This is a genomic window from Xanthobacter sp. 91 (assembly GCF_000702385.1).
GTDB lineage: Bacteria > Pseudomonadota > Alphaproteobacteria > Rhizobiales > Xanthobacteraceae > Xanthobacter > Xanthobacter aminoxidans.
The window spans coordinates 1,949,474-1,972,034 of the sequence record NZ_JNIB01000001.1 but is presented as its reverse complement, the minus strand read 5'-3'; the positions used below and the strand labels follow the sequence as shown (position 1 = coordinate 1,972,034).

General features: G+C 68.8%; 24 protein-coding genes. 9 read left to right on the top strand and 15 right to left on the bottom strand.

The annotated features are described in order from the left end of the window. The first annotated feature begins 11 nt into the window (after positions 1–11). Together A37E_RS0109405 and A37E_RS0109400 are read left to right on the top strand one after the other, a co-directional pair. Positions 12–962, top strand: a complete 951-nt coding sequence (locus tag A37E_RS0109405) for an ATP-grasp domain-containing protein (RefSeq protein WP_029556359.1) — start codon at positions 12–14, stop codon at positions 960–962. After that, on the top strand, positions 959–1,978 hold the full coding sequence (locus A37E_RS0109400; RefSeq protein WP_029556358.1) for a hydantoinase/oxoprolinase family protein: 1,020 nt from the start codon (positions 959–961) through the stop codon (positions 1,976–1,978). Before A37E_RS0109405 ends, A37E_RS0109400 begins: the two co-directional genes overlap by 4 nt. A gap of 12 nt (positions 1,979–1,990) precedes the next feature. Here the strand turns inward: A37E_RS0109400 and A37E_RS0109395 are convergent, their stop codons facing one another. The 14 genes from A37E_RS0109395 to secB all read right to left on the bottom strand — a co-directional run bounded on the left by A37E_RS0109395 (position 1,991) and on the right by secB (position 14,999). Continuing rightward, on the bottom strand, positions 1,991–2,383 hold the full coding sequence (locus A37E_RS0109395; protein WP_029556357.1) for a cytochrome c family protein: 393 nt from the start codon (positions 2,381–2,383) through the stop codon (positions 1,991–1,993). A gap of 44 nt (positions 2,384–2,427) precedes the next feature. Continuing rightward, positions 2,428–3,213, bottom strand: a complete 786-nt coding sequence (locus A37E_RS0109390) for a formylmethanofuran dehydrogenase subunit C (protein ID WP_245279302.1) — start codon at positions 3,211–3,213, stop codon at positions 2,428–2,430. A gap of 17 nt (positions 3,214–3,230) precedes the next feature. Further along, positions 3,231–4,163 (bottom strand): formylmethanofuran--tetrahydromethanopterin N-formyltransferase, encoded by a 933-nt coding sequence (gene fhcD, locus A37E_RS0109385; RefSeq protein ID WP_029556355.1) that lies wholly within the window; start codon positions 4,161–4,163, stop codon positions 3,231–3,233. Then, positions 4,160–5,809, bottom strand: a complete 1,650-nt coding sequence (locus A37E_RS0109380) for a formylmethanofuran dehydrogenase subunit A (RefSeq protein ID WP_029556354.1) — start codon at positions 5,807–5,809, stop codon at positions 4,160–4,162. Before A37E_RS0109380 ends, fhcD begins: the two co-directional genes overlap by 4 nt. Next, positions 5,806–7,119: a hypothetical protein gene (locus tag A37E_RS0109375; RefSeq protein WP_051678904.1), complete on the bottom strand. Its 1,314-nt coding sequence runs from the start codon at positions 7,117–7,119 to the stop codon at positions 5,806–5,808. Before A37E_RS0109375 ends, A37E_RS0109380 begins: the two co-directional genes overlap by 4 nt. A 324-nt stretch (positions 7,120–7,443) precedes the next feature. Continuing rightward, on the bottom strand, positions 7,444–7,797 hold the full coding sequence (locus tag A37E_RS0109370; protein WP_024281400.1) for a hypothetical protein: 354 nt from the start codon (positions 7,795–7,797) through the stop codon (positions 7,444–7,446). Beyond that, positions 7,778–8,500, bottom strand: coding sequence for a hypothetical protein (locus A37E_RS0109365; protein WP_156026273.1), 723 nt, complete (start codon positions 8,498–8,500; stop codon positions 7,778–7,780). The genes A37E_RS0109370 and A37E_RS0109365 overlap by 20 nt, the downstream gene beginning before the upstream one ends. Continuing rightward, a complete protein-coding gene (gene pqqE / locus A37E_RS0109360) occupies positions 8,497–9,651 on the bottom strand; it encodes a pyrroloquinoline quinone biosynthesis protein PqqE (RefSeq protein WP_051679405.1) in 1,155 nt (384 codons plus the stop codon). Before pqqE ends, A37E_RS0109365 begins: the two co-directional genes overlap by 4 nt. Positions 9,652–9,668: 17 nt before the next feature. Beyond that, positions 9,669–9,944 (bottom strand): pyrroloquinoline quinone biosynthesis peptide chaperone PqqD, encoded by a 276-nt coding sequence (gene pqqD, locus A37E_RS0109355; protein ID WP_029556350.1) that lies wholly within the window; start codon positions 9,942–9,944, stop codon positions 9,669–9,671. 1 nt (position 9,945) lies between these two features. After that, positions 9,946–10,767, bottom strand: coding sequence for a pyrroloquinoline-quinone synthase PqqC (gene pqqC / locus A37E_RS0109350; protein WP_029556349.1), 822 nt, complete (start codon positions 10,765–10,767; stop codon positions 9,946–9,948). Further along, positions 10,764–11,663, bottom strand: a complete 900-nt coding sequence (gene pqqB, locus A37E_RS0109345; RefSeq protein ID WP_029556348.1) for a pyrroloquinoline quinone biosynthesis protein PqqB — start codon at positions 11,661–11,663, stop codon at positions 10,764–10,766. Before pqqB ends, pqqC begins: the two co-directional genes overlap by 4 nt. Positions 11,664–11,946: 283 nt before the next feature. After that, positions 11,947–12,642, bottom strand: a complete 696-nt coding sequence (locus tag A37E_RS0109340) for a response regulator transcription factor (protein WP_024281406.1) — start codon at positions 12,640–12,642, stop codon at positions 11,947–11,949. Between the two features lie 84 nt (positions 12,643–12,726). Then, entirely contained in the window at positions 12,727–14,337 is a 1,611-nt protein-coding gene (locus A37E_RS0109335; protein WP_051678902.1) for a HAMP domain-containing sensor histidine kinase, read from the bottom strand. A gap of 182 nt (positions 14,338–14,519) precedes the next feature. Beyond that, complete coding sequence (gene secB, locus A37E_RS0109330; RefSeq protein WP_024281408.1) at positions 14,520–14,999, bottom strand: protein-export chaperone SecB; 480 nt, start codon at positions 14,997–14,999, stop codon at positions 14,520–14,522. Between the two features lie 161 nt (positions 15,000–15,160). On the opposite strand from secB, the gene A37E_RS0109325 reads away from it, so the two are divergent. Continuing rightward, entirely contained in the window at positions 15,161–15,355 is a 195-nt protein-coding gene (locus A37E_RS0109325; RefSeq protein ID WP_024281409.1) for a DUF1674 domain-containing protein, read from the top strand. Between the two features lie 7 nt (positions 15,356–15,362). On the opposite strand, the gene A37E_RS0109320 is transcribed toward A37E_RS0109325, so the two are convergent. Continuing rightward, positions 15,363–16,169 (bottom strand): undecaprenyl-diphosphate phosphatase, encoded by an 807-nt coding sequence (locus tag A37E_RS0109320; RefSeq protein WP_024281410.1) that lies wholly within the window; start codon positions 16,167–16,169, stop codon positions 15,363–15,365. Between the two features lie 352 nt (positions 16,170–16,521). On the opposite strand from A37E_RS0109320, the gene A37E_RS0109315 reads away from it, so the two are divergent. The 6 genes from A37E_RS0109315 to A37E_RS0109290 all read left to right on the top strand — a co-directional run bounded on the left by A37E_RS0109315 (position 16,522) and on the right by A37E_RS0109290 (position 22,530). Then, a complete protein-coding gene (locus A37E_RS0109315; protein ID WP_024281411.1) occupies positions 16,522–17,211 on the top strand; it encodes a glutathione S-transferase family protein in 690 nt (229 codons plus the stop codon). A 23-nt stretch (positions 17,212–17,234) separates the two neighbouring features. Further along, complete coding sequence (gene queG / locus A37E_RS0109310) at positions 17,235–18,356, top strand: tRNA epoxyqueuosine(34) reductase QueG (RefSeq protein WP_156026447.1); 1,122 nt, start codon at positions 17,235–17,237, stop codon at positions 18,354–18,356. Between the two features lie 137 nt (positions 18,357–18,493). Beyond that, complete coding sequence (gene miaB / locus A37E_RS0109305; protein WP_029556345.1) at positions 18,494–19,882, top strand: tRNA (N6-isopentenyl adenosine(37)-C2)-methylthiotransferase MiaB; 1,389 nt, start codon at positions 18,494–18,496, stop codon at positions 19,880–19,882. A 131-nt stretch (positions 19,883–20,013) separates the two neighbouring features. Then, positions 20,014–21,012, top strand: a complete 999-nt coding sequence (locus tag A37E_RS0109300) for a PhoH family protein (protein WP_245279435.1) — start codon at positions 20,014–20,016, stop codon at positions 21,010–21,012. 3 nt (positions 21,013–21,015) lie between these two features. Then, the gene (gene ybeY, locus A37E_RS0109295) at positions 21,016–21,537 is read left to right on the top strand and encodes an rRNA maturation RNase YbeY (RefSeq protein WP_029556343.1); all 522 of its coding nucleotides are present in this window, start codon (positions 21,016–21,018) and stop codon (positions 21,535–21,537) included. A 24-nt stretch (positions 21,538–21,561) separates the two neighbouring features. Further along, entirely contained in the window at positions 21,562–22,530 is a 969-nt protein-coding gene (locus A37E_RS0109290) for a hemolysin family protein (protein WP_024281416.1), read from the top strand. Positions 22,531–22,561 lie beyond the last annotated feature (31 nt).

The window sequence follows — 22,561 nt, the reverse complement described above, 5'->3', positions numbered from 1 at the left end:
CGGAGACCGACATGCGCGTTCTGGTGCTGGAGTATGTGACCGGCGGCGGCATGCGCCGCGAGGCGCTGCCGCCGAGCCTCGCGGCCGAGGCGGCGCTGATCCGCGACGCCATGCTGGCCGACCTCGCCGCGCTGCCGTCGCCGCCCGAGATTCTCACCACCTGCGACGAGCGCCTCTCCCTTGAAGGCGCGATCCCGGTGGGGCTCCACGCCAGCGCCTGGGTGCTGTGGCGGACGCTGGCCGACGACGCCGACCTCATCTGGCCGGTGGCGCCGGAGACGGGGGGCATCCTCGCCGATCTCGTGCGCATGCTGGCGGCGACGGGCAAGCCGGTGCTGGCCTCCACCCCCGAGGCCATCCTCATCGCCACCAGCAAGCTGGAAACCGCCCGCCGCCTGGCGCTGGCGGGCGTGCCGCACATCCCCACCTATCCGCTGGCCGACGCGCCCGAGATTCCCGGCGCCCGAATCACCAAGCCGGACGACGGCGCCGGCTGCGACGCCGCCTTCCTCTGGCCCCCCGGCGTGCCCGCCACCCCGGAGGCGACGGAGGGCGTGGTGATCCAGCCTTATGTGGCGGGCGAGGCGGCGAGCCTCACCGTTCTGGCGGTGGCGGGCGAGGCGCACCTCCTCACCGTAAACCGCCAGCACATCACCGTGCGCGACGGCCGCCTCTCCCTCTCCGGCCTGACCGTGGGTGCGCAGGCGGACGACGGCCGGCTGGCGTCCCTGGCGCGGGAGGTGGTCGCCGCCTGCCCGGGCCTCGACGGCTTCATCGGCATCGACATCATCCTGACCGCGGCGGGACCGGTGGTGGTGGAGATCAATCCCCGCCTCACCACCGCCTATGCCGGCCTCCGGCAGGCGCTGGGCCTCAACCCCGCCACCCTCCTCCCCGCCCTCGCGGCAGGGACCGGCGAGGCGCCCCTTCGTCCCGCGCCCGTGGAGCTGGCCCTGGCATGAGCGACCTCCTGATCGGCTGGGACGTGGGCGGCGCCCATCTCAAGCGGGCGGTCCTGGGACCGGAAGGCGCGCTGGTATCTATCCACCTTGCCCCCTGTGCCCTCTGGCAGGGTCTCGACCGGCTGCGGGAGGCGATGGCGACCATGCCCCCCGTGTCGGGTCGCTCCGTGGTGACGATGACGGGTGAACTCGTCGACCTGTGGCCTGACAGGGCAACTGGCGTCATCGATATCGCCACCGAACTGGGGGGGTTACTGGGGCCTGACACCCGCATTTATGCGGGCAGAGCCGGTTTTGTCAGTCTCTCCGAAGCCCATCTGAATACCGCCGACATCGCTTCCGCCAACTGGCACGCCACCGCCGCGGCGCTGGCCGCCATTGCGGGCGATGGCATCCTCGCGGACATCGGATCGACCACCACCGATCTCATTCCGTTTGCCGGCTCGCAACTTTGCTTTCGCGGCTATTCGGATGCCGCGCGGCTGGAGACAGGGGAGCTGGTCTATACCGGCGCGGCCCGCACACCGGTGATGGCGCTGGCGCCGGTCCTGCCGTTTCGCGGGCGGCTCGTGCCCCTCATGGCGGAGTATTTCGCCACCACGGCCGACGTGCATCGGCTCACCGGCGAATTGCCCGATGGGGCCGACCTCCACCCCGCCGCCGATGGGGGCGAGAAGACGTGCGACGCCAGTGCCCGCCGGCTTTTGCGGATGGTGGGGCGCGATCTCGGACCCTCAACCATGGAGGAGGCGAAAGCCCTCGCAGCCGCTGCGGCAGAGGTGCAGATGCACCGCCTCCACATGGCCCTGGCCCAGGTCTCATCCGCTGGAGGTGTCGCGCCCGATGCCCCTCTGATCGGAGCCGGCGTGGGCCGCTTTCTGGTGGGGCGGCTGGCGCAACGGACGGGGCGCCCCTACCGTCATGCCGGACTGCTGCTCGCCGGCGACACCCGCCTCGCGGGCCTCGCGGCCGACTGCGCCCCGGCCGTGGCCGTGGCGCGCCTCGCATTCAATTAGCCGGCTATAGCGTCACTTGCTGCCGTCGGGCTTGAACTGGGCGAGGAAGGCAATGAGATCCGCCCGCTCCGACTCGCTCTTGACGCCCGCGAAGGCCATTTTCCCCTTCGGTGCCAGATGCTTGGGGTTCTCGATATAGTCGTTAAGGGTGGCCACGTCCCAGACCTTGCCGGCAGCGGCGCCGTCCTTGATATCCTGGGAATAGGCGTAGCCCTCGAAATGCGCCCACTTGGCACCGACGATGCCGTTCAGCGGCGGGCCGACCTTCACCTTGGCATCCGGACCAATGGCATGGCAGGCCATGCATTTCTTGAAAACGGTCTCGCCCTTGGCCACATCCGGATCGGCATAGGCCGAGCCGGTGGCGGCGGCGAGGAGGAGAGCGGAAACGAACAATGCGCGCATCGGGGCGTTCCTCTTCTGGTTTCTTGATCTGATATTTCGCCGGCTCAGCTCAGGACGAGAATTTCGCCTTCCCCGCCGGCCAACCGGTTGCCGACAAGGCGCACGGCCCGGCCGGACAGTTCTCCTCCGAACAGCGCGGCCAGCTCCGGCACGCGCCGCGCCAGTAGCCTCAAGGCCACGAAATCCTGCGGTCCCGCCTCGGCAAAGCCAGGGGCCAGAGCCTCCGGCGCCGAGGAAACGAGGATGGAGCCGCGCTTCATGCCGCGCCCGGCGCCGGGACCGAGCCGACCCGCCACAGCAAGTGTGCCGGCTAATAGACCATCCGCCGCACCCGCCCCGGCATCGCCAGCAACCAGGATCAGGCCACCGCGCAACCGCGCGCCGAGGCCATCCCCCACCCGGCCGGCAATGGAGACGACCCCGCCCCGCATGCCCTGACGCTCACCCGGCCTTGGACCGCCGACATTCTTGCCGGCATTGCCGAAAACCTCGATCCGCCCGCCGGTTAGGCCAGCCGCCAGCCCGTCACCGGCATCGCCGGAGATCACCAGACTCCCGCCGCTCATGCCCGACCCGGCGGCCGCGCCGACGCTGCCCTCCACGCGGATCTCACCGTCGGCAAGGCCCGCGCCCACATAGTCGAGCCGGGGGTCGCCGGAAAGAACCAGCGCATCGCCTTCGCTGGCGGCGACTTCAAACAGGTCACCGACCAGAGCGACGCCCGTGCCGAAGGGAACCGTGCGCGCGGCGACCTCGGCTGCGCTCGCCCCTGCAAAGGCAGCGGGCAGAAGGCTTGATGCATCAACCCGCGCGGTGAGCGGGGCCTTCAATGTCAGGCGGAAGCCACTCATCGTCCCGCCTCCTGCGCCATCAGTTGATGCAACTTGAAATGGAAGGGCCCGAGGTTGCCGCCGTAATTGCCGGCATCCACCGCCACCACGCCGCCCGCGGCGCCAAGGCCGCACACCGCCGTGATGCCCGCGCGCATGCTCTCCGCCACCTCGCCCTCACTGAGTCCGTCGATGACGATTTCCAGCACGCTCTCGACTTCAGCCGGCAAAGCAGTCTTGGCGATGCCCCGCAGCGTCGGGCAATAGGCGTCATTGGAGGAGGCGATCAGGCCGGCATATTTGGAGCCGACCTTGGACCCCGAACGCACCACCCCGCCCGGGAAGGGCATGATGGCCCCGCGCACCTGCCCCATGGCCGCGACCGCCGCCTCCGCCGCCGCCAGCGCCGCCGGGCGCGAGCGGGCGAGGATCAGGAAATTGCCGCCGCCCACCGCTGCCGTCGTGGAGCCGACGATCTCGTCGCAGACGAACTCGCCTTCCATCACGGGAATGCGCCAGATCCTGCTGCCGCCGAGGTTTTTCGACATCTGGTGGCCGTCGCCGAAATAGCGCAGCGCCTTACCGAGCGGCACCGCGGCGCCGCCTTCCAGACCGGCATAGAGCGCCGAGGTGGGCGAGGTGAGCACGCATTGCCCGGCCCGGAGCGGTACGATCTTTTTCAGGTCCTTCAGGGACATGGCGAAGATGAGCACAGCATAGCCAGGCCGGCCATCCGGGGTCTCTTCGGCCGGCATCTCGCGTTCGATAGCCGCCTCACAACCACAGCCGATCACCGAGGTGGCAAACCCGGTGAGGCTCGCCGCAGCGGTGTGCGCCCAGCGCGACGTATCGGCGGTGATGATGAGGCGCGTTCCCGCCATGGGAAACGCTTCGGCGAAGCTGTCGCGGATTTCGACGCCGTTGATGAGAAGGGGGGCTGGTGCGCTCACGGCTTCAGCTCCACGATTTCAGGGCCTTGGCCGCCACGGATCTCCCCGTCGGCGATCTGGTAATGGCTGGATTTCAGGCCCACCGCCTCGTCGAACCAGCGCTCCAGCCTCTTGTCCATCAAGGGGTCGGAGGGGGGATGCACCGCATAGGTGCGCCCCTCGGTGAGGGCGACGATCTCGCCGTTCACCACCACCACCTCGCCGTCCTTCATCACGATGCGCGGGTGGGCGAACATGGCTTCCCGGTCCGGCTGATCCTCATAGAGCACCACGTCCGCCCGCGCGCCGGGGCCGAGGTGGCCGCGATCCTTGAGGCCGAGGGTGCGGGCCGGCGCGGCGCGGGTGACGACGGCGATCTCCTCCAGCGTGTATTCACGGGAGATGCTTTCGAGCCGGGTATGGGACCGCGCCGCCTTGTGAATCTGGCGCAAGTGATGGTCCCGGAAGGGCTTGTCCATCAACAGGCGGATGAGGTGCGGATAGGAGGTGAAGGGGCCGCCGTTGGGATGATCGGTGGTGAGGTACACCCGCCACGGGTCCTCGATGAGCAGGAACAGCTCCAGCCCGATCGCCCATTGCAGCGCGTTCACGAAGGAGGTGTCGCGATAGTTGAACGGCACCACGCCGCAGGCCGCGTCCATCTCGATATCCATGCCGATCCACTTCTTGGGATCGGCGATGGAGTGGTTGCGGTACTGGGACATGAGGTCGGCCGAGGCGGTCACGGTCTGGCCGAACATGATCTGGCCCACGTCCACCGAGATGTGCGGCATGGCGTTCACCGCCTCCGCGATCTCGGCCGCGCCGGAGGAGAAGTGCCGGTCGCCCTCGGTTCCATAGGAATGGAACTGGATGTGGGTGAGATGGAGGGGGAAGCCCTCCGTCGCGCCCATGGTGGCGAGCGTGGTCTTCACATTGCCGGGAATGCCGAGGTTGCAGCCGTGCAGATGGATCGGGTGGGGCACACCCAGCTCCGTCACCGCCCGCTGCAGCGTGTTGAGGATGCGGCGGGGCGTCAGCTCGTAGAACGGGCCGGCCTCGTCCAGATCGAGATTTCGGCCGTTGAACTTGAAGGCGTTGATGCCACCCGGGTTCACAATCTTGATGGCGCAGCTCTGGGTCGCCTTGAGCATCCAGGCCACGTAGTCATTGATCGCCTGCTGGCCTTCGCCCATGGCGATCAGGCGCAGCAGGAAGTCGTCGTTGCCCAGCACCAAGAAGCCGCCGGTGTCGATGTTCGGGATGTCCGCCATCTCGAGATGCGCATGGCGGGCATTGGCGCCCACGACCGCCGGCTCGAACACCGCCGTGTAGCCCATCTGCGAATAGCGACAGCCGGTGGCGTGGGTGGTCGGCGCCGCGCGTCCGCCACCGCAGCCGCAGAAATCGCCGAACGGCTCGGGGAACAGCGCCCGGTCCTCGTTCATGAGGAGACGGCCGAGATTCACCTTGCCGCCGGCGATGTGGCTGTGCAGGTCGATGCCGCCGGCGAGCACGATGCAGCCGGAGGCGTTCACCACCTCCTCGCTGCCGCCCGGCCCCGGATCGGCGATGATGCGCCCATCCTCAAGCACAACGTCGCGGACCTGATCGATGATGCCGTTGGCGGGATCGAATACCCGCCCGCCGGTGACGCGCTTTCTCATGCGCCCCTCCCGAGATTGGCGAGGATGGCGGAGGCCGCCTCGGCGAGGCTCGGAAGCTCGGTCGGGCGCAGGCCCTGGAGCGGCAGGCAGACGACGGAATCCATGCGGAAGACATGCCCCGGATGATCGACGCCGGGCGTTCCGACGGGGATGAACACGTCCGGCTCGCGGGCAAACGACGTGTCGGGATGGGCGAGGACGATCACCGGACCGGCGCTGAATTCGGGCGGTGGATCAGGCCGGAAGGCACTGGCATGGAGCAGCAGGTCGCCGTCCTTCAGGGCCGCGGCCGTGGCGTAGAGATCGGGCGCATGGCGTGCGGTTCCGGCACCGATCGCCGTGCGCAGGGGATAGCCGAAGCGCCAGAGCGCGAGCTGGTGCGCGCCGGTGACGTTGTCGCGGCCGCCCAGCGGCAACACCGCGGCGCGGGTGGTCGGCGACAACAGGTCCACGGCCTCCGAGGCCGAACCGGCGACGGCGGCCGCATCCGCCTGCGGCAGGGTCGCGGCGTTCCAGGTGAAAACGCTGTAGCGCGCGGCGCGGAGCAGGTCGGCAAGCTCCGCCAGCGAGGCACCGGCCGTGCCGGGCAGCACGTCCACAGCACCGATGTCGCGGCCGGCCAGGGCCGACGCCAGCAGCGCGGCGGCGGTGGCGACCTGTTCGGGCGGCAGCAGGATCTCGCTCAGCTCGTGGCCGGCGAGGACCTTGCGCGAAGCGTCGGAGAATGGCGCGCCGATCATCACCACACGCCGGCCGGAGGGCGCGAACAGGGGGGCGGCGTCGCCGCCCTCCCCCGTACGCACCGGCATGATGCGCTCGAACAGGCGGTGGAAGCTCGCGGTAGGGTCGTCGCCGAACACCACCAGCAGGTCGCAGCGGTTGCGCACCTCGGCCAGGGTCGCGGCGATCCAGCCGCGGCGGGCGAGGCGGTCGAGATTGGCGAACAGCCCGCCGGACGCGGAATGGTCGATGCTCGCCCCCGCCACCATGGCGATATCGTAGAGCCGTCGCAGCCCTTCGAGATCGGCGCCGAGGCCGGAGAATACGGAGGACCGCGCCGCCTTCAGATGGGCGGCCGCGGCGGAGGCCGCCTCGGCGAGGCTGGCCGGCGCGCCATTGACGCGGGGAGAGGGCGGAGGCGCATCGCCACGCGCCAGCAGGCGGGCGGCATCGGCGCAGGCCTTGCGCGGTGTCACCACGCGGCCGGCGACGGCCACCTCGATGTCGTCGCAGCCGAGGCCGCAGAAGCCACACACCACGTCTCGCACGATGCGGGGAGCACCGGCTTCGGTCGTTTCACCCGATGACATGAGGCTCACCCCTGCGCGGAAGAGAGGCCGCGCGGCAAGGCCGGCAGACAAAGGGCGCGCGGCGGCGCGAAGCCGGCTCCAGAACGTGGGACAAGTGGAGAGAGAACGGAACTCAAGCGGTAACTGGCCATGGCTTTGCCTTGGGGATTGACGGACCCAATCAAGACGCCGCGGCGGTTGCCCGCTTGTCGTTGCAGTGCGCTTCGGAAAAATCCGTGCGCCATGCGTCTGTTCTTGGCGAGGAAGCTAACACAGTGAAGCGGGGCCGAAAACCCGTCACATGTGCGGCGCCTGCGAGAATGATTTGTGCGACGCGAAATCGCTCTACTTGAAGCAGGTGATTTCTGCTTCTGCCTGCGCCCGGCGCAGTTCTGCAATCGTGTCGTCATATTGGGGCGTGTTGCGGAAGATATTGGCCGCCTGGCCCACGCCCTGCCGCATGGAAAGGATCGTCTCGGCCGCGACATAGTGATCGTACGGCAGGATGGAGGCGAGGGTGTCCACCGAGCAGGAACACCGGGCCATGGCCTCCCGGGTCTGGCCGTTGGCCGCCATGCAGCCGAACACGTAATCGACGCGGGCGGAGGTGGGGTAATCGTTGTCGCTGGCAGTCGCCGCAGCCGCAGCCCCGCCGAGGGCGAGCAGCAGGGCGCCGGCCTCAATGGCTCGTCGGATCATAGGCGATGCTCTCCTCCCACAGGGTGCCCCCTGGCGCGTCGGCCTTGATGTCCATGCGCACGATCTGGCCCGGCACGTCCGGCGACACCTCGAACGTATAGGCGAGGGTATCGAGCCCCCGCATCCGCACCGCATTGGGATCGCCCTTGAACGGCGTCACCGTGACGCGCCAGCCCTTCACCGTCTGGCCGCCGACGGTGAGATCAGCCGCCGTCACGGTGGCGGCGTCGCGCAAGGCGGTGCGGATGGCGGTCTTGAAATAGCGCGGATTGCCCTTGAGCCGGCCGGCAAGGTCCCCGAGGTGGTTCTCCAGGAACAGGAGCAGCATGGGATTGGTGGTCACGCCCTCGAAAGGGCCGGCGGCGTGATGGCGCTCGGGCGTGAAGAAATCGACCCTGACGTCGCGGGCATCGCCGCTGCTGCTGGCGCTCGCCGCGATCATCAGCACCACGCGATCCTCAAAGCTCGCGCCGAGTTCCGGATCGGCCACTTTGCGGGAATATTTGTATGTAAGCGTCTGGCCCGCCTTGGTGTTGGCCAGCTGCGGGGCCTCGAACAACAGCGTCGCCGCATCCGGGGTAGCGGACTGGGATGCGGCCGGCGCCTCGGCCGCGCTCGCCGCCTGGGGCATGACGAGGGCACCGCCCGAGAACAGGGCGGCCATGAGGACGAGCCAGAGGCCCAACGCGTGACGCAGGCTCACGATGCGGCTCCTTCGGACACCTTCCCGGGCGCTCCGCCGATGGTGCGATAAATGTAGTCCGGCGCGACCGCCGCGGCCTCCTCCGTCGCCAGCGCCTCGACACGGGCATGGAAGGGCGAGAGCGAGCAGGCCGGGTCGGTCGCCGCCGCGTCGCCAGCCAGCGCCATGGCCTGGCAGCGGCAGCCGCCGAAATCCATCTCGCGCCGGTCGCAGCTGCGGCAGGGTTCGCGCATCCAGTCGGTGCCGCGGAAGGCATTGAACGCCGGCGAAGACCGCCAGATGTCGCCCAGCGCCCGGTCGCGCACGGACCAGAATTCGAGGTTCGGGATGCTTTCCGCCGCATGGCAGGGCAGCACCCGGCCCGTGGGGGTGACATTCAGCGTGCGCCGCCCCCAGCCGCCCGAGCAGGGCTTGGGATAGCGGGCGTAATAGTCCGGGATCACCATGTCGATGACGAGAATGCCCTCAAGGCGCCGGCGCGCCTCCTCCACCAGCGCCACCGAGCGATCCACGTCAGGACGGGCGGGCATGAGCGCGGCGCGGTTCACATAGGCCCAGCCGTAATACTGGGTGTGCGCCACCTCCAGCCGGCGCGCCTTCAGCGCCACGGCGAGGGCGATGATGTCCTCCACCTCATGGATGTTGCCGCGATGGATGACGGCATTGAGCGTCAGCGGGAGGCCGAGGTCCGTGACCTTCCGGGCAAATTCCAGCTTCGCCGCATGGCCGCCCTTGTAGCCGCCGATGCGATCCCCGGTCTCGGCACTCGCGCCCTGCACGGAGAGCTGGACGTGATCGAGCCCGGCCTCCGACAGCGCGTCGATCATGCCGGAGGCGCGGCCGATGCCGGAGGTGATGAGATTGGTGTAGAGCCCCTCGGCGGCGCAATGGGCGGTCAACTCCACGAGGTCCGGCCGGGCGGTCGGTTCGCCGCCGGAGAGATGGACGTGGAGGATGCCCAGCGCGGCGGACTCGCTCAGCACCCGCTTCCAGGTGGCGGTGTCGAGCTCCGCCTCGCGGCGCTCCAGCTCCAGCGGATTCGAGCAATAGGGGCAGCGGAGCGGGCAGCGATGGGTCAGCTCGGCGAGGATGCCGATGGGATGGCCGACCGGAGGCGCCGCCACGGGCTGCGGGGGCTGCCTCGTCTCCATCTCGGCCACGGTTTCGCTCATGTCTCGATCACCCGGCGCGCGATCAGGCCGCCGATCATATCCTTGACGTCATCGGCGATGACCTCGCGCTTCTCGTCGTAACGGGCGGCGAGGGCGTCCACGATCTCGGCGCAGGTGCGCTTTCCGTCCACCAGTTCCAGCACGGCGGCGGCGGTCTCGTCGATGTCGAACGCCCGCTCCGGCGCCAGCAGCACATGGCGGGCGCGCACCTGATCGTATTTGAGCTTCACGCCCCGCGGCAGGCGCGGGACGTCGGTTTCCTCGGCGCGCATCTCATTCCCCGACGATGGCGACGCCCGGTCGCCAAGCACCCGGCGCGGGCCAGCCCGGCGCCACATAGGCGAGATAGAGCGCGTCGAGCTGCGCCCACAGCACCTCGGTCTTGAAGGTGAGGGCGCGGATGACGGCGCGCTGCTCGGCGGCCGTGCGGGCGTGCTGCTTCACATAGTCGAGGGCGAAATCGGCATCCTTCGGCGCCTGATCGAGGCGGCGGCGGAAATAGGCGACGACTTTCTCGTTGATGAAGTCGTAGTGCTCCAGCATGCCGGAGATGCGCTCGGCATGGATGCCCGGCGCGAACAGCTCGGTGAGGGAAGAAGCCACCGCCTCCAGCAGCGTGTTCTCGGCGACGAAGCGCACATAGGCCTCCACCGCGAATTTGGTGGCGGGCAACGCCCCTTCCCTAGAGACCACGTAAGCCCGGTCGAGGCCGAGGCCGTCGGTGAGTACCAGCCAGCGCTCGATGCCGCCCGTATCCTCGCCGAAGCCGTCATGATCGGTGATGCGGTGCAGCCATTCCCGGCGCAGCTCGCGGTCGTCGCAGCGGGCCATCAAGGCCGCATCCTTGCGGGGGATGGCGGACTGGTAGCAGTAGCGGTTGAGCGCCCAGGCGCGCACCTGATCCCGGTTCAGCCGGCCGGAATGCAGCAGCTTATGGAAGGGATGCAGGTTGTGATAGCGCGTCGCGCCCACCGCGCGCAGCGCGGCCTCCAGCCCTTCGGGCGATAGGGGCTCCTGCGGCGAGGGGAGGGCAGGGAAATCGGTGGGAAGATCGGCGGCCTCGGCCAGCACCCGGACGGCGGCTTGCGCGCTCATAGGGAGAACTCCATTCCGTCCCGGGCGACCGTCCAGCCAGCCGCTTCCACGGCGCGGTGCTCCTCGGAGCCATCGATCAGCGCGGGATTGGTGTTGTTGATATGGATGAACACCCGGCGCGCCACAGGCAGGTCGGCGAGCAGCGCCACCGTGCCGTCCGCGCCGGACATGGACAGGTGCCCCATGCGGGCGCCCGTCTTGGTGCCGATCCCGGCCGCGATCATCTCGTCGTCGCGATAGAGCGTGCCGTCGAAGAACAGCAGGTCGGCGCCGGAGATGCGCTGACGCAGCGCGTCCGTCACGGCGGCGCAGCCGGGCACGTAGACGAGGCGGCTGCCGGCCGAGGTGATCGTCACGCCCACCGTTGAGCCGGACTCCTCGCCGATGACGAGGGAGGCATCCTCGCGCCAGAGCGGCACCTTGCCGGGCACGGTGAAGAATTCCATGGTCAGCCCCGGAACCGGCGAGAACGGGACTTCGAACGAAACCGGCTCCCGGCGCACCAGCGCCTTGGAAACCACGTCGAAGACCTGATTCTGTTCGATCAGCGCGAGCGTGTCGGCCGTGCCGTACACCTCGAACGCCTGCTGCTCCCGCAGCGTCAGCAAACCGGCTATGTGGTCCACGTCACCATTGGTGAGGACGACGGCGCGAATGGGGCTGTCGCGGCCATCCACCCGGGGCTGAAGTGACCGGGTCGCGGCGATCTGGGCCCGAAGATCGGGCGAAGCGTTGAGGAGCACCCACGAGGCGCCGTCCTCCGAGACGGCGATGCTCGACTGGGTTCGGGGCGTGACCCGTGGATCACCCTTCCAAGCCAGTTGGCACACCGGACAGCGGCAGTTCCACTGGGGAACGCCGCCGCCGGCCGCTGAACCGAGAACGATCACCTGCATGACGCGACGGACGCTCCTGCCAATCGTTCGCGGCTCCCGACCTCCGTCGATCAGAAATCGGCCGGCAGGTAAGCGGTGACTTCCATGCCGACGCAGACTTCGCAAACCTGGGGCTTGTTCCAGCGCATGATGCTTTCCTCCTGAGTTCTCTCACGACCTTCATAAGAAGATCATAAGAAATTGAAGTAACGAGGTTTTTCGCTACAACGGAGTCAAATATTGGCAGCCGAATCGGTTCCCGCAAGTGAAATCTTTTGCTGCATTGCAATACTTCTAGAGCTCATCAATGAGCTGACGGTGCGGAGAGGTCGAGCATGAAGCCGCGCCCCCGCACGGTCGCCACCTGGGGGCCGCCGGCGCGCCCCACCGGCGCGAGCTTGGTGCGCAGGTAGCCCACATAGACGTCCACCACGTTGAGCGAGGCGCCGCCCTGGCTGGCCCAGAGCCGGTCGAAGATCTCGCCCCGGGCGATGGGACGATTCGGGCTGGCCATGAGCAGGGCCAGGAGATCGGCTTCGCGCTCGGTGAGCCGCACATGAACTTCACCGAACTTCGCGGTGCGGGTGGAGGGGTCGAGCACCAGCCGCCCCGCCATGACGCGGTCGGAATGGCTTTCGCCGAGGCGATGCAGGAGATGGGTGCGCAGCCGCGCCACCAGCTCGCCGAAGACGAACGGCTTGACGATGTAGTCGTCCGCCCCTGCGCCGAGGCCTTCCGCGCGATCGTGCACCTCGTCCTTGGCGCTGAGGAACAGGATGGGGCCGGAATGGCCGGCGCCGCGCAGCGCCCGGCACACGTCGATGCCGGAGCCGTCCGGCAGCATCATGTCGAGCACCACGGCGCAGGGATTGTACTGGCGCGCCGTCTCGAGGGCCTCGTCGGCCCGTCCCACGACGGTCACGTCGAACCCCTCGGCGGAGAGGCCGCGGCTCAGCATGGCGCCGATGTCGCTGTCGTCTTCCACCACCAGGATGTTCATGGTTCCTCCTGTGCCCGTTCGGGCTGTCCCGGACCGCGTGCGCGGCCCGCAGGGCCTGTCGGAAATGCCGGCGTTGGGTGCCGGTCAGATCGCGGGGCCGGGCTCTGCCGCGGGTTCGCTCGCCCCGGCCGCTGCGGCCTGCGGCAATGCGATCACCACCCGGGTGCCTCCCGCCTCGCCGTCCTCCAGTGTGATACGTCCGCCGTGCCGCGTCACCACCCAATCGGCGAGGGCGAGCCCCAGGCCGAAGCCCGAGGCATCGCCGAGCCGGCCGCCGCGCGCGAAACGCTCGAACAACCGGGCTCGGGCCTCGGGCGGAATGCCGCATCCATCGTCCGTGATGCTGATGATGTCGACCGCATGCCCCTCCGCATCGGCCCCGTGCCCGACCGAAACGGTGACGCGGGTGAGGGGGCGACCGTGACGCAGGGCGTTGTCGATCAGGCCTTCCACCACCTGCCGGAGCCATTCGCGATCCGCATGCACGACGAGGCCCGGCTCCGGTGCGTGAAGCACCAGCGCGACGCCCTGCCGCCGCGCCACCGGCTCCAGCCCCGCCACGGCATCGGTAAGAAGGGGCGCGAGGGGGGTGTCCTGGAACACCAGCTCGATCTCGCCGCTCTCGGAACGGGCAACCCGCAGCAGATCCTCCACCCGGCGGTGAAGCATGCCGGCGCGCTTGCGGATGGTGGTGAGCACCGCGCGGCTCAGCGACTCCGGGATGGCCGGCGCCCGCTGGGTCACGTCGCATTCGCCGATGATGACGGTGAGCGGCGTGCGCAATTCGTGGCTTACATCGGTGAAGAAGCGGCGCCGGGATGCATCGATGGCGCCAAGACGGGCGTTTGCCTCGGTAAGGTCCGCGGTGCGGTCCGCCACCGTCTTCTCCAGTCCCGCCCGGTCCTGCGCCACCTTTCGCTCGCGGCGCGCCAGGAGGGCGGCCATGCGGTTGAAGCGGGCCATCAGCACGCCCAATTCGTCCCGCTGGCCGATGGCGAGGCGGGCGGAGAGATCGCCGCGGCCGATGGCGGCGGCCGCGCGGTCGATCTCCTTCAGCCGGCCGAGCAGCGGCTGGGCCAGCGCGCGATACAGCACCAGCGCCGCGGCGAACACGGCCAGCGCAATGGCCACCGCGCCGATCCGCAGCCGGTCCGCCAGCGCCACCGCTTCCTCCCGCGCAGCCGTGACGCCGCGGCGCTCGCTTTCCACCAGCAGGGAGAGCGTCGGCCCGGCCGAGGCGGCGAAAGCGTTGAGGGAGCCGCGCACCCGGTCGCCCCGGCGAACGGTATCCGGATCACGGGTCGCAGCGGTGATCTGCCGGTCGAGGGAGATGAAATCCGCCCTGAGACGGGCCAGCAGGCGTTCCTGCGGCCTGAGGCCGCTCGACGCGTCGGGCGCCGCCTGGACCGCCTTCACGGTCGAAGCTTCGAGCAGGGCCGAAACGCGCGAACGCGCATCCTCAAGCCGGCCGGCGCCCGCGGTGGGGCTTTCGGTGGCGGCAATGGCGGCCAGGCCGTACTCGGAGAGGCGGGCGGAAATCTCGGTCAGCACATCGAGCCGCTGCTGGGCCGACACCGCCGCCTCCAGCGCCCCGTCCACGGCGCGCAGGGCGATGAGCACGCTGAAGCCCGCAAGCACCGCGAGAATCGCCGTGGCGCCCGCCAGCGCGGCCAGCTTGAAACGGATGGATCGCATCGCCGCGCCCGGAATGCCTCCCGCGCCCCCGCGGCGCCACCACTGGCGCCGCTCCGGCGCGGCGGAGCCTGCCACAATGACGGGCGCGGGCAAAAGGAAAAGGACCGCACGAAAAAGCCCGCCGCCGCAGGCGTCTGGCGCTGCGGCGGCGGGCTCCGTCGAAGATCAGGTCAGGGCGAGGCTCAGGCCTGGCCGGCCTGGAGACGCTCGGCTTCCGCCTGCAGACGCTGCTGGTAGAGCGCGGCGAAGTCGACCGGATCGATCATCAGGGGCGGGAAGCCGCCGTTGCGCACCGCGTCGGCAATGATCTGGCGGGCGAACGGGAAGAGCAGGCGCGGGCACTCGATGAGCACCACCGGCTGCAGGCTCTGCTCCGGAATGTTAAGGATGCGGAACACGCCGGCATAGACCAGCTCGAAGGCGAACAGGGTGTTGCCTTCAATGCTGGCGCCGCCGTCGATCTTCAGCTCGACCTCAAACTCGCCATTGCCGCCCGGCTTGGCGTTGACGTGGATCTGGATGTTGACGTCGGGCTGGCTCGGAGGAGCGGCGAGGGAGCGCGGCGCATTGGGATTCTCGAAGGAGAAATCCTTGATATATTGCGCGAGCACATTCAGCGACGGCGCCGCATTCGGGTTGGGGCCGCCATTCTGCGAGGCCATGCGCATCTCCATCCGTGGGGTGTTGGGTCGGCCCCGCGGGCACGACCGGAAAGCGCGGCGCTGCTAGCATGCTTTCCGCGGTGGGTGCAAGGTTGCGAACGGGTGAGGTAGGCCGATCCTCAACCGGAAGGATGCCTCGCACCGTGTTTGGAGACGGGACCATGGACGAGGACAAGACGGAGCCGCGCAAGCCCCTGAGCGAGGCCGCCAAGCGCGCGCTGGCGGAGGCCGAGGCCCGTCGTGCGGCCATCGACGCCGCGCAGAAGGACCGGCCGAAGGAGATCAACGGCCGCGACGGCCCGGAGCCCGTGCGTTACGGCGACTGGGAAGTCGGCGGCATCGCCACCGACTTCTGAGGCCGCCTCATCCGACCAGCGCGAGGCCGATGAGGCCGGCGATGCCCACCGCGATGCGCCACCAGCCGAATGGCGCATAGCCGTGCTTGGACACGAAATCGAGCAGCGACTTCACCACCACCACCGCCGCGCAGAACGCCGCCACGAAGCCGATGACGATGAGCAGGCCATCGTCCATCGAGAGGTTGCCGCGGTTCTTGTAGAGGTCGTAGGCGAACGCGCCGAACATGGTGGGCAAGGCGAGGAAGAACGAGAATTCCGCCGCCGCCCGCTTGTCCACGCCCATCAGCATGGCGCCGACGATGGTCGAGCCGGAGCGCGACATGCCCGGGATCATGGCGAGGCACTGGAAGAAGCCGATGATGAGCGCGATGTGCCAGGGCAGGCCCATGGCGTTGTTGTAGCGCGGCGCCGGCACCACCTTGTCGATGAACAGGAGGATGATGCCGCCGAAGATCAGCGTGCCGCAGATCAGCACCGGCGTCTCGAACAGCACGCTCTTGATGAAGCCGTGCGCCGCCGCGCCGATCACGGCCGCAGGCAGGAAGGCGATGAGGACGCCGATGACGAAGCGCCGCGCCCCCGGATTTGTGGGCAGCTGCTGGGCGACGCGCAGGAAGCGCTGGAAATAGACGGTGAGGATGGCAAGCACCGCGCCGAGCTGGATCAGCACCTCGAAAGTGTGGCCATTGCTCTCGAAGCCGAGGAAATGCCCGGCCAGCAGGATGTGGGCGGTGGAAGAGACGGGGATGAATTCCGTCAGCCCTTCCAGCAGGCCGAGAACGAGCGCTTCGAGCATGTCGCCGAGAGTCATGGGTGAGAAAATCCGGGAGGCGGGAACAAGACGGGCGCCATCCTCTCCGCTTGCCTTCGCGGGTGCAACGTGGTGCGCCGCAACGGAAGGGGAGGGCTGAGGCCGCCGGCGCTTTTCAGGCCAAGCTGTGGCCGCGTCGCAACAGCCCGGCAAATAACCTCAGGGCAAGGGATTGCTGCCTTCCCCGCGTCGTTAACGATCCGCTTACCATGATCGAAATGCGAAATGCGACAGCGACAGGGCGTCGGCCCGCGCTGCAGCAGGGAGGAACCAATCGGAAAGGTTCGGCTTCTAATCATAGGACACGCCGGGTGCCTCGCCCCCTCCCTTCGACCCCCGGCGAAATCGGCCCATGTACCTGCATCATCATCCCTTCTGCCCACATTCCCGATTCGTCCGCCTGCTGCTCGCCGAGTACGGCCTGGAGCCGGAGCTGGTGGAGGAGCGCGTGTGGGAGCGACGGCCGGGTTTCCTCGCGCTCAATCCGTCGGGGGAGACGCCGGTGATCGTGGAGGAGATGGCAGCTTCGGTGCCGGGTGCCTTCATCATCGCCGAATATCTCGATGAGACCCGGGGCCTCGCCCTCGGCACCCACCGGCTTCTTCCGGAGGACCCGGCCGGCCGCGTGGAGGTGCGCCGGCTGACCCAGTGGTTCAACGAGAAGATGTATGTCGAATCGACCGAGCCGCTGGTGCGCGAGCGCATCCACAAGCGCTACATGACGCGCGAGCAGGGCGGCGGTTCGCCGGATGCCACCTCGCTGCGGATGGCGCGTGCCAATCTGCGCTATCATCTGAAATACATCGGCTGGCTGGCCAAGGCGCGCAAATGGCTCGCCGGCGAGAAGCTGAGCCAGGCCGACCTTGCCGCCGCCGCGCATCTCTCGGTGGCCGACTATCTGGGCGATGTACCGTGGGACGAGGACGAGCACGCGAGGGATTGGTACGCGCGGATCAAGTCGCGCCCGACCTTCCGCGCCCTGCTCACCGAGAGCATCCCGGGGATGCCCCCCTCCAAGACCTACGCGGACCTCGATTTCTGACCGCCGCGGGCGGCCTGGAGGAGATCGTCCGCCGCCTCGCCCGTGAGGAAGGTTTCGATGCCGTGGGCATCGCCCGGCCCGAGGCCGCCCGGCCCGCCGGAGAGAAGCTCCGTGCCTGGGTCGCGGACGGCGCATACGGCGACATGGGCTGGATGGCCGAGACGCTGGACCGCCGCGCCGATCCCCTGACGCTATGGCCGGACATGCGCAGCGTCATCCTGCTCGGCCTCAATTACGGCCCCGCCGAAGACCCCCGCACGGTGCTCGCGCAAAAGAGCGCCGGCGCCATCTCGGTCTATGCGCGGGCCGAGGACTATCACGACATCATCAAGCCGAAGCTCAAGCGCGTCGCCCGCGCGCTGCTGGCGGAGGCCGGCCGGCGCGGCATCATCGCCGACGTGAAGGTGTTCGTGGATACCGCGCCGCTCATGGAGAAGCCGCTCGCCGCCGCAGCCGGGCTGGGCTGGCAGGGGCGGCACACCAATCTGGTCTCGCGGGAATTCGGCTCCTGGTTGTTCCTCGGCGCCATCGCCACCACGCTGGAGCTCCAGCCCGACGCGCCGGAGAAAGACCATTGCGGCTCCTGCCGCGCCTGTCTCGACGCCTGCCCGACCGCAGCGTTTCCCGCGCCCTACGTCATCGATGCGCGGCGCTGCATCTCCTACCTCACCATCGAGCACAAGGGGCCGATCCCGGCCGAGCTGCGTCCGCTCATGGGCAACCGCATCTATGGCTGCGACGACTGCCTCGCCGCCTGCCCCTGGAACAAGTTCGCGCAGATGGGCCAGGAGGCGAAGCTCGCCGCCCGCGCGGAGAACGCCGCCCCGCCGCTGGCGGAGCTGGTGGCGCTGGACGACGCCGCCTTCCGCGCCCGCTTCCCCAAAAGCCCGATCAAACGGATCGGCCGCGACCGCTTCGTGCGCAACGTGCTGATCGCCATCGGCAATTCGGGAGATGCCGCGCTCCTGCCGCTGGTGGAAGCGCGGCTGGCGGATGAATCCGCTCTGGTCAGAGGTGCTGCGGTGTGGGCGTTGGGGCGGCTTTCGGATGCCGCAGCGGTCACGCGGCAGGCCACCCGACGGGTACCTGTGGAGACCGATCCCGCGGTCCTCGCCGAGTGGAGGGCAGCCGCATCAGCCGACTAAGACCCGCCGCCCATTTCCATCCGCCGGGTTTGCCGGTAGGATCAAAGCCTCACGGAACCATCAAGGGGGCGACAAGAGCTGGCGTCACGATCGCGTCGCGCCCACACGCGAAGATCGACGGCGACAGAACAGGCGACATGCACGAGCCCCGCAAGCTTTATGTGAAGTCCTTCGGCTGCCAGATGAACGTCTACGATTCCCATCGTATGGCGGACACGCTGGCACGCGAGGGATATGTGGAGACGCAGGACCCGGCCGAGGCCGACCTTGTGATCCTCAACACCTGCCATATCCGCGAGAAGGCCGCCGAGAAGGTCTATTCCGAGCTCGGGCGCCTTCGGAAGCAGAAGCAGGAAGCCGGCTCCGACACCATGATCGCCGTCGCCGGCTGCGTCGCCCAGGCCGAGGGCGCCGAGATCATGCGTCGCGCGCCGGTGGTGGACGTGGTGGTCGGCCCCCAGAGCTACCACCGCCTGCCCGAGCTGCTCGCCGAGGCGAAGACCGGCAAGCGGGTGGTGGACACCGAATTTCCCGCAGACGACAAGTTCGATCACCTGCCCGCGCCCACCCGCGCCGCCACGCGCTCGCGCGGTCCGGCGGCGTTCGTGACGGTGCAGGAGGGCTGCGACAAGTTCTGCACCTTCTGCGTGGTGCCCTACACCCGCGGCGCCGAAGTCTCCCGCCCGGTCACGAAGATCCTCGACGAGGCCGCCCGCCTCCTCGACCAGGGCGTGCGCGAGATCACCCTCATCGGCCAGAACGTCAACGCCTTCCACGGCGAGGGGCCGGACGGGAAGGTCTGGAGCCTCGCCCGGCTGATGGAGCGCCTCGCTGAGATGGAAGGGCTGGCGCGCCTGCGCTACACCACCTCCCATCCGCGCGACATGGGCGACGACCTCATCGCCGCCCACCGCGACCTGCCGCAGCTGATGCCCTATCTGCACCTGCCGGTGCAGTCCGGCTCCGACCGCATCCTCGCGGCCATGAACCGCAAGCACGGCCGCGAGCTGTTCCTCTCGCTCATCGAGAAGATGCGCACCGCGCGGCCGGACCTCGCCCTCTCCTCCGACTTCATCGTCGGCTTCCCCGGCGAGACGGATCGCGACTTCGAGGACACGCTCGATCTGGTGCGCGAGGTCGGCTTCGCCAGTGCCTATTCCTTCAAGTACAGCGCGCGCCCCGGCACCCCCGCCGCCGAGCACGAGGGACAGGTGCCGGAGGAGGTGATGGCCGAGCGCCTCGCGGAGCTGCATCGCCTGCTCGAAGCCTCAAAGACGGCCTTCGACGCCGCCTGTCGTGGCCGCACCTTCGATATCCTGCTGGAGAAGCCCGGCCGGCAGCCGGGCCAGCTCATCGGCCGCTCGCCTTATCTCCAGAGCGTGGTGGTGAACGATCCGCCCGCCGGCATCGGCGAGCTGCTCACCGTCACCATCACCGATGTCGGCCCGAACAGCCTTGCCGGCGTTCCGGCCGAGACGCCCCTTTCCCCCGCTTTGTCCCGGCCGCTTGCGGCCATGGAGGCCTGAGCTTGCGCAGATCCGGCAGCGACAACCGTGATCGTCCCCTGGCGGCCGCAGCGCCGCAGGCTTCCCCCGGTCCTGCCCGCGCGGCGGTCACGGCCCCGTGGGCCGATCCGGACGAGCCTCCGGCGGCCCATGTGGTGCTGGCCTTCGACGACAACCGGCTCGCCACCCAGCTGTTCGGCCATTACGGCCGCAACCTCGCCCTCATCGAGCGCAAGCTGGGGGTGAAGGCGGATTCGCGCGGCAATCATGTGACGCTGGAAGGCGAACGCGATGCCTGCGAGCAGGCCCGCGCCGTGCTGGAGCACCTCTACGAAGCGCTGCGCAAGGGCCGCGACATCAGCCAGGGCGACGTGGACGGCGCCATCCGCGAAGTCACCTCGCAGGGCTCCCTGTTCGATTTCGACCCGGCCGAGCAGCGCCAGTCGTTCGACGAGATCCATCTGCGCCGCCGTCCGGTGCGCGCCCGCACCGCCGCGCAGGATGCCTATATCCGCGCGCTGAAGCGGCACACCCTCGTGTTCGGCAACGGCCCCGCCGGCACGGGCAAGACCTGGATCGCGGTCGCCTACGCCGTCCATCTGCTGGAACGGCGGATGGTGGACAAGATCATCCTCTCCCGCCCGGCCGTTGAGGCCGGCGAGCGCCTCGGCTTCCTGCCCGGCGACATGAAAGAGAAGGTCGATCCCTATCTGCGGCCCATCTACGACGCGCTCTATGACCTGATGGATCGCCCCTTCGTGGAGCGGGCGCTGCAGTCCGGCGAGATCGAGATCGCGCCGCTCGCCTTCATGCGCGGGCGCACGCTTTCCAACGCCGCGGTGATCCTGGACGAGGCGCAGAACGCCACGTCCATGCAGATGAAGATGTTCCTCACGCGCCTCGGCGAGAACTCCCACATGATCGTCACCGGCGACCCGAGCCAGACCGACCTGCCCGGCGGGCAGATCTCCGGTCTCGCCGAGGCGGTGCGGCTGCTGGAGGGCGTCGAGGGCGTCGGCATCTGCCATTTCAAGGCCGAGGACGTGGTGCGCCACGAACTGGTGCAGCGCATCGTCTCGGCCTACGAAAAGCTAGACGCGGCCAAGATCGAGGCCGCCTCCGCCCGCCTCGCCGGCAAGGCGGGGAGCTGAGCCATGGCTGTGCCCGCCCCGCTTCCGCAGGCTCCCGAGATCGACGCGGACATCGACGTCGCCGTGGAGGCCGAAGGCTGGTCCGTCATCGCGGACGCCGAGGCCGTGGCCATCCGGGCCTGCCGGGCGGCGCTGGCCGCCTGCGCCGAGGACGTGCCCGAGCCGTGCGAGGTGGCCATCACCCTCACCGACGACGCGCGCATCCGCGTGCTCAACCGCGACTGGCGGGACATGGACAAGGCGACCAACGTCCTGTCCTTCCCCCAGCCGGACCTGCCGGACGACATCGACGCCCCCCAGCCCCTCGGCGACATCATCGTCGCACTGGAAACGCTCAGCCGCGAGGCCGAGGCGGAGGACAAGGCGCCGGCCGACCATCTCGCCCATCTGGTGGTGCACGGAACGTTGCACCTCATGGGCTACGACCATCTCGAAGACAACGAAGCAGAGGAAATGGAGGCGCTTGAGCGCGACATCCTCGCGGGCCTTGGGATCGCCGATCCCTATGGCCTGCCCCAGGACTGACGTGAAGGCGGCTTGATAACGACCATGTCCAACATCGACCAGCCGACCGAGACCAGCTCTTCGGAGCCGCAAAGTTTTCTCGATCGATTGCGTGCCCTCCTCGGCACGTTCCGCCCGCACGGCTCCCTGCGCACCGACCTCGTGGAGGTGCTCGCCGCGGCGGAGACACCCGAGGAGGAGGGGGAGTTCACCCCATCCGAGCGCAAGATGCTGCGCAACATCCTGCACCTGCGGGAGGTAGGCATCGGCGACATCATGGTGCCCCGCGCCGAGATCGTCGCCGTGCGCAAGGACGCGCCGCTGGGCGAGCTGCTGAAGCTGTTCGTGACCGTCGGTCATTCCCGGCTCGTCGTCTACGACGACACGCTGGATGACCCCGTCGGCATGGTCCACATCCGCGACCTCATCGCCTTCCTCGCCGGCGACCTCGCCTCGGAATCGGGTAAGATCGACCTCGGCAAGGTCAATCTCGACGCGACACTGGAGACCGCCGGCCTCATCCGCCGCATTCTCTATGTGCCGCCCTCCATGCCGGCGGTGGACCTGCTCGTCTCCATGCAGGCGGCCCGCACCCACCTCGCCCTCGTCATCGACGAATATGGCGGCACCGACGGCCTCGTTTCCATTGAGGACGTGGTCGAGGAGATCGTCGGCGAGATCGAGGACGAGCACGACGAGGCGGCCGAGACGCTGCTCACGCGCCAGCCCGACGGCAGCTATCTCGCCGATGCCCGTACGCCGCTGGAAGCGGCGGTGGAAGTGCTCGGCACCGGGTTCGCTTCGGAAGAGGCGATGGAGGAGGTGGACAGCGTCGGCGGCCTCGTGGTGCGCATCGCCTCCCGTGTGCCCAAGGCCGGCGAGGTGATTTCCCTGCCGGGCGGCTTCGACGTGGACGTGGTGGACGCCGATCCCCGCAGGCTGAAAAAGCTGCGCATCATCCCGCCCCGGGATCTCGACGGCTCCGCCGCCGGGCACGCCGCGTCCGACGCCTGACCTTCCGCGTGGCTTTTCCCTCCAAGGTCGC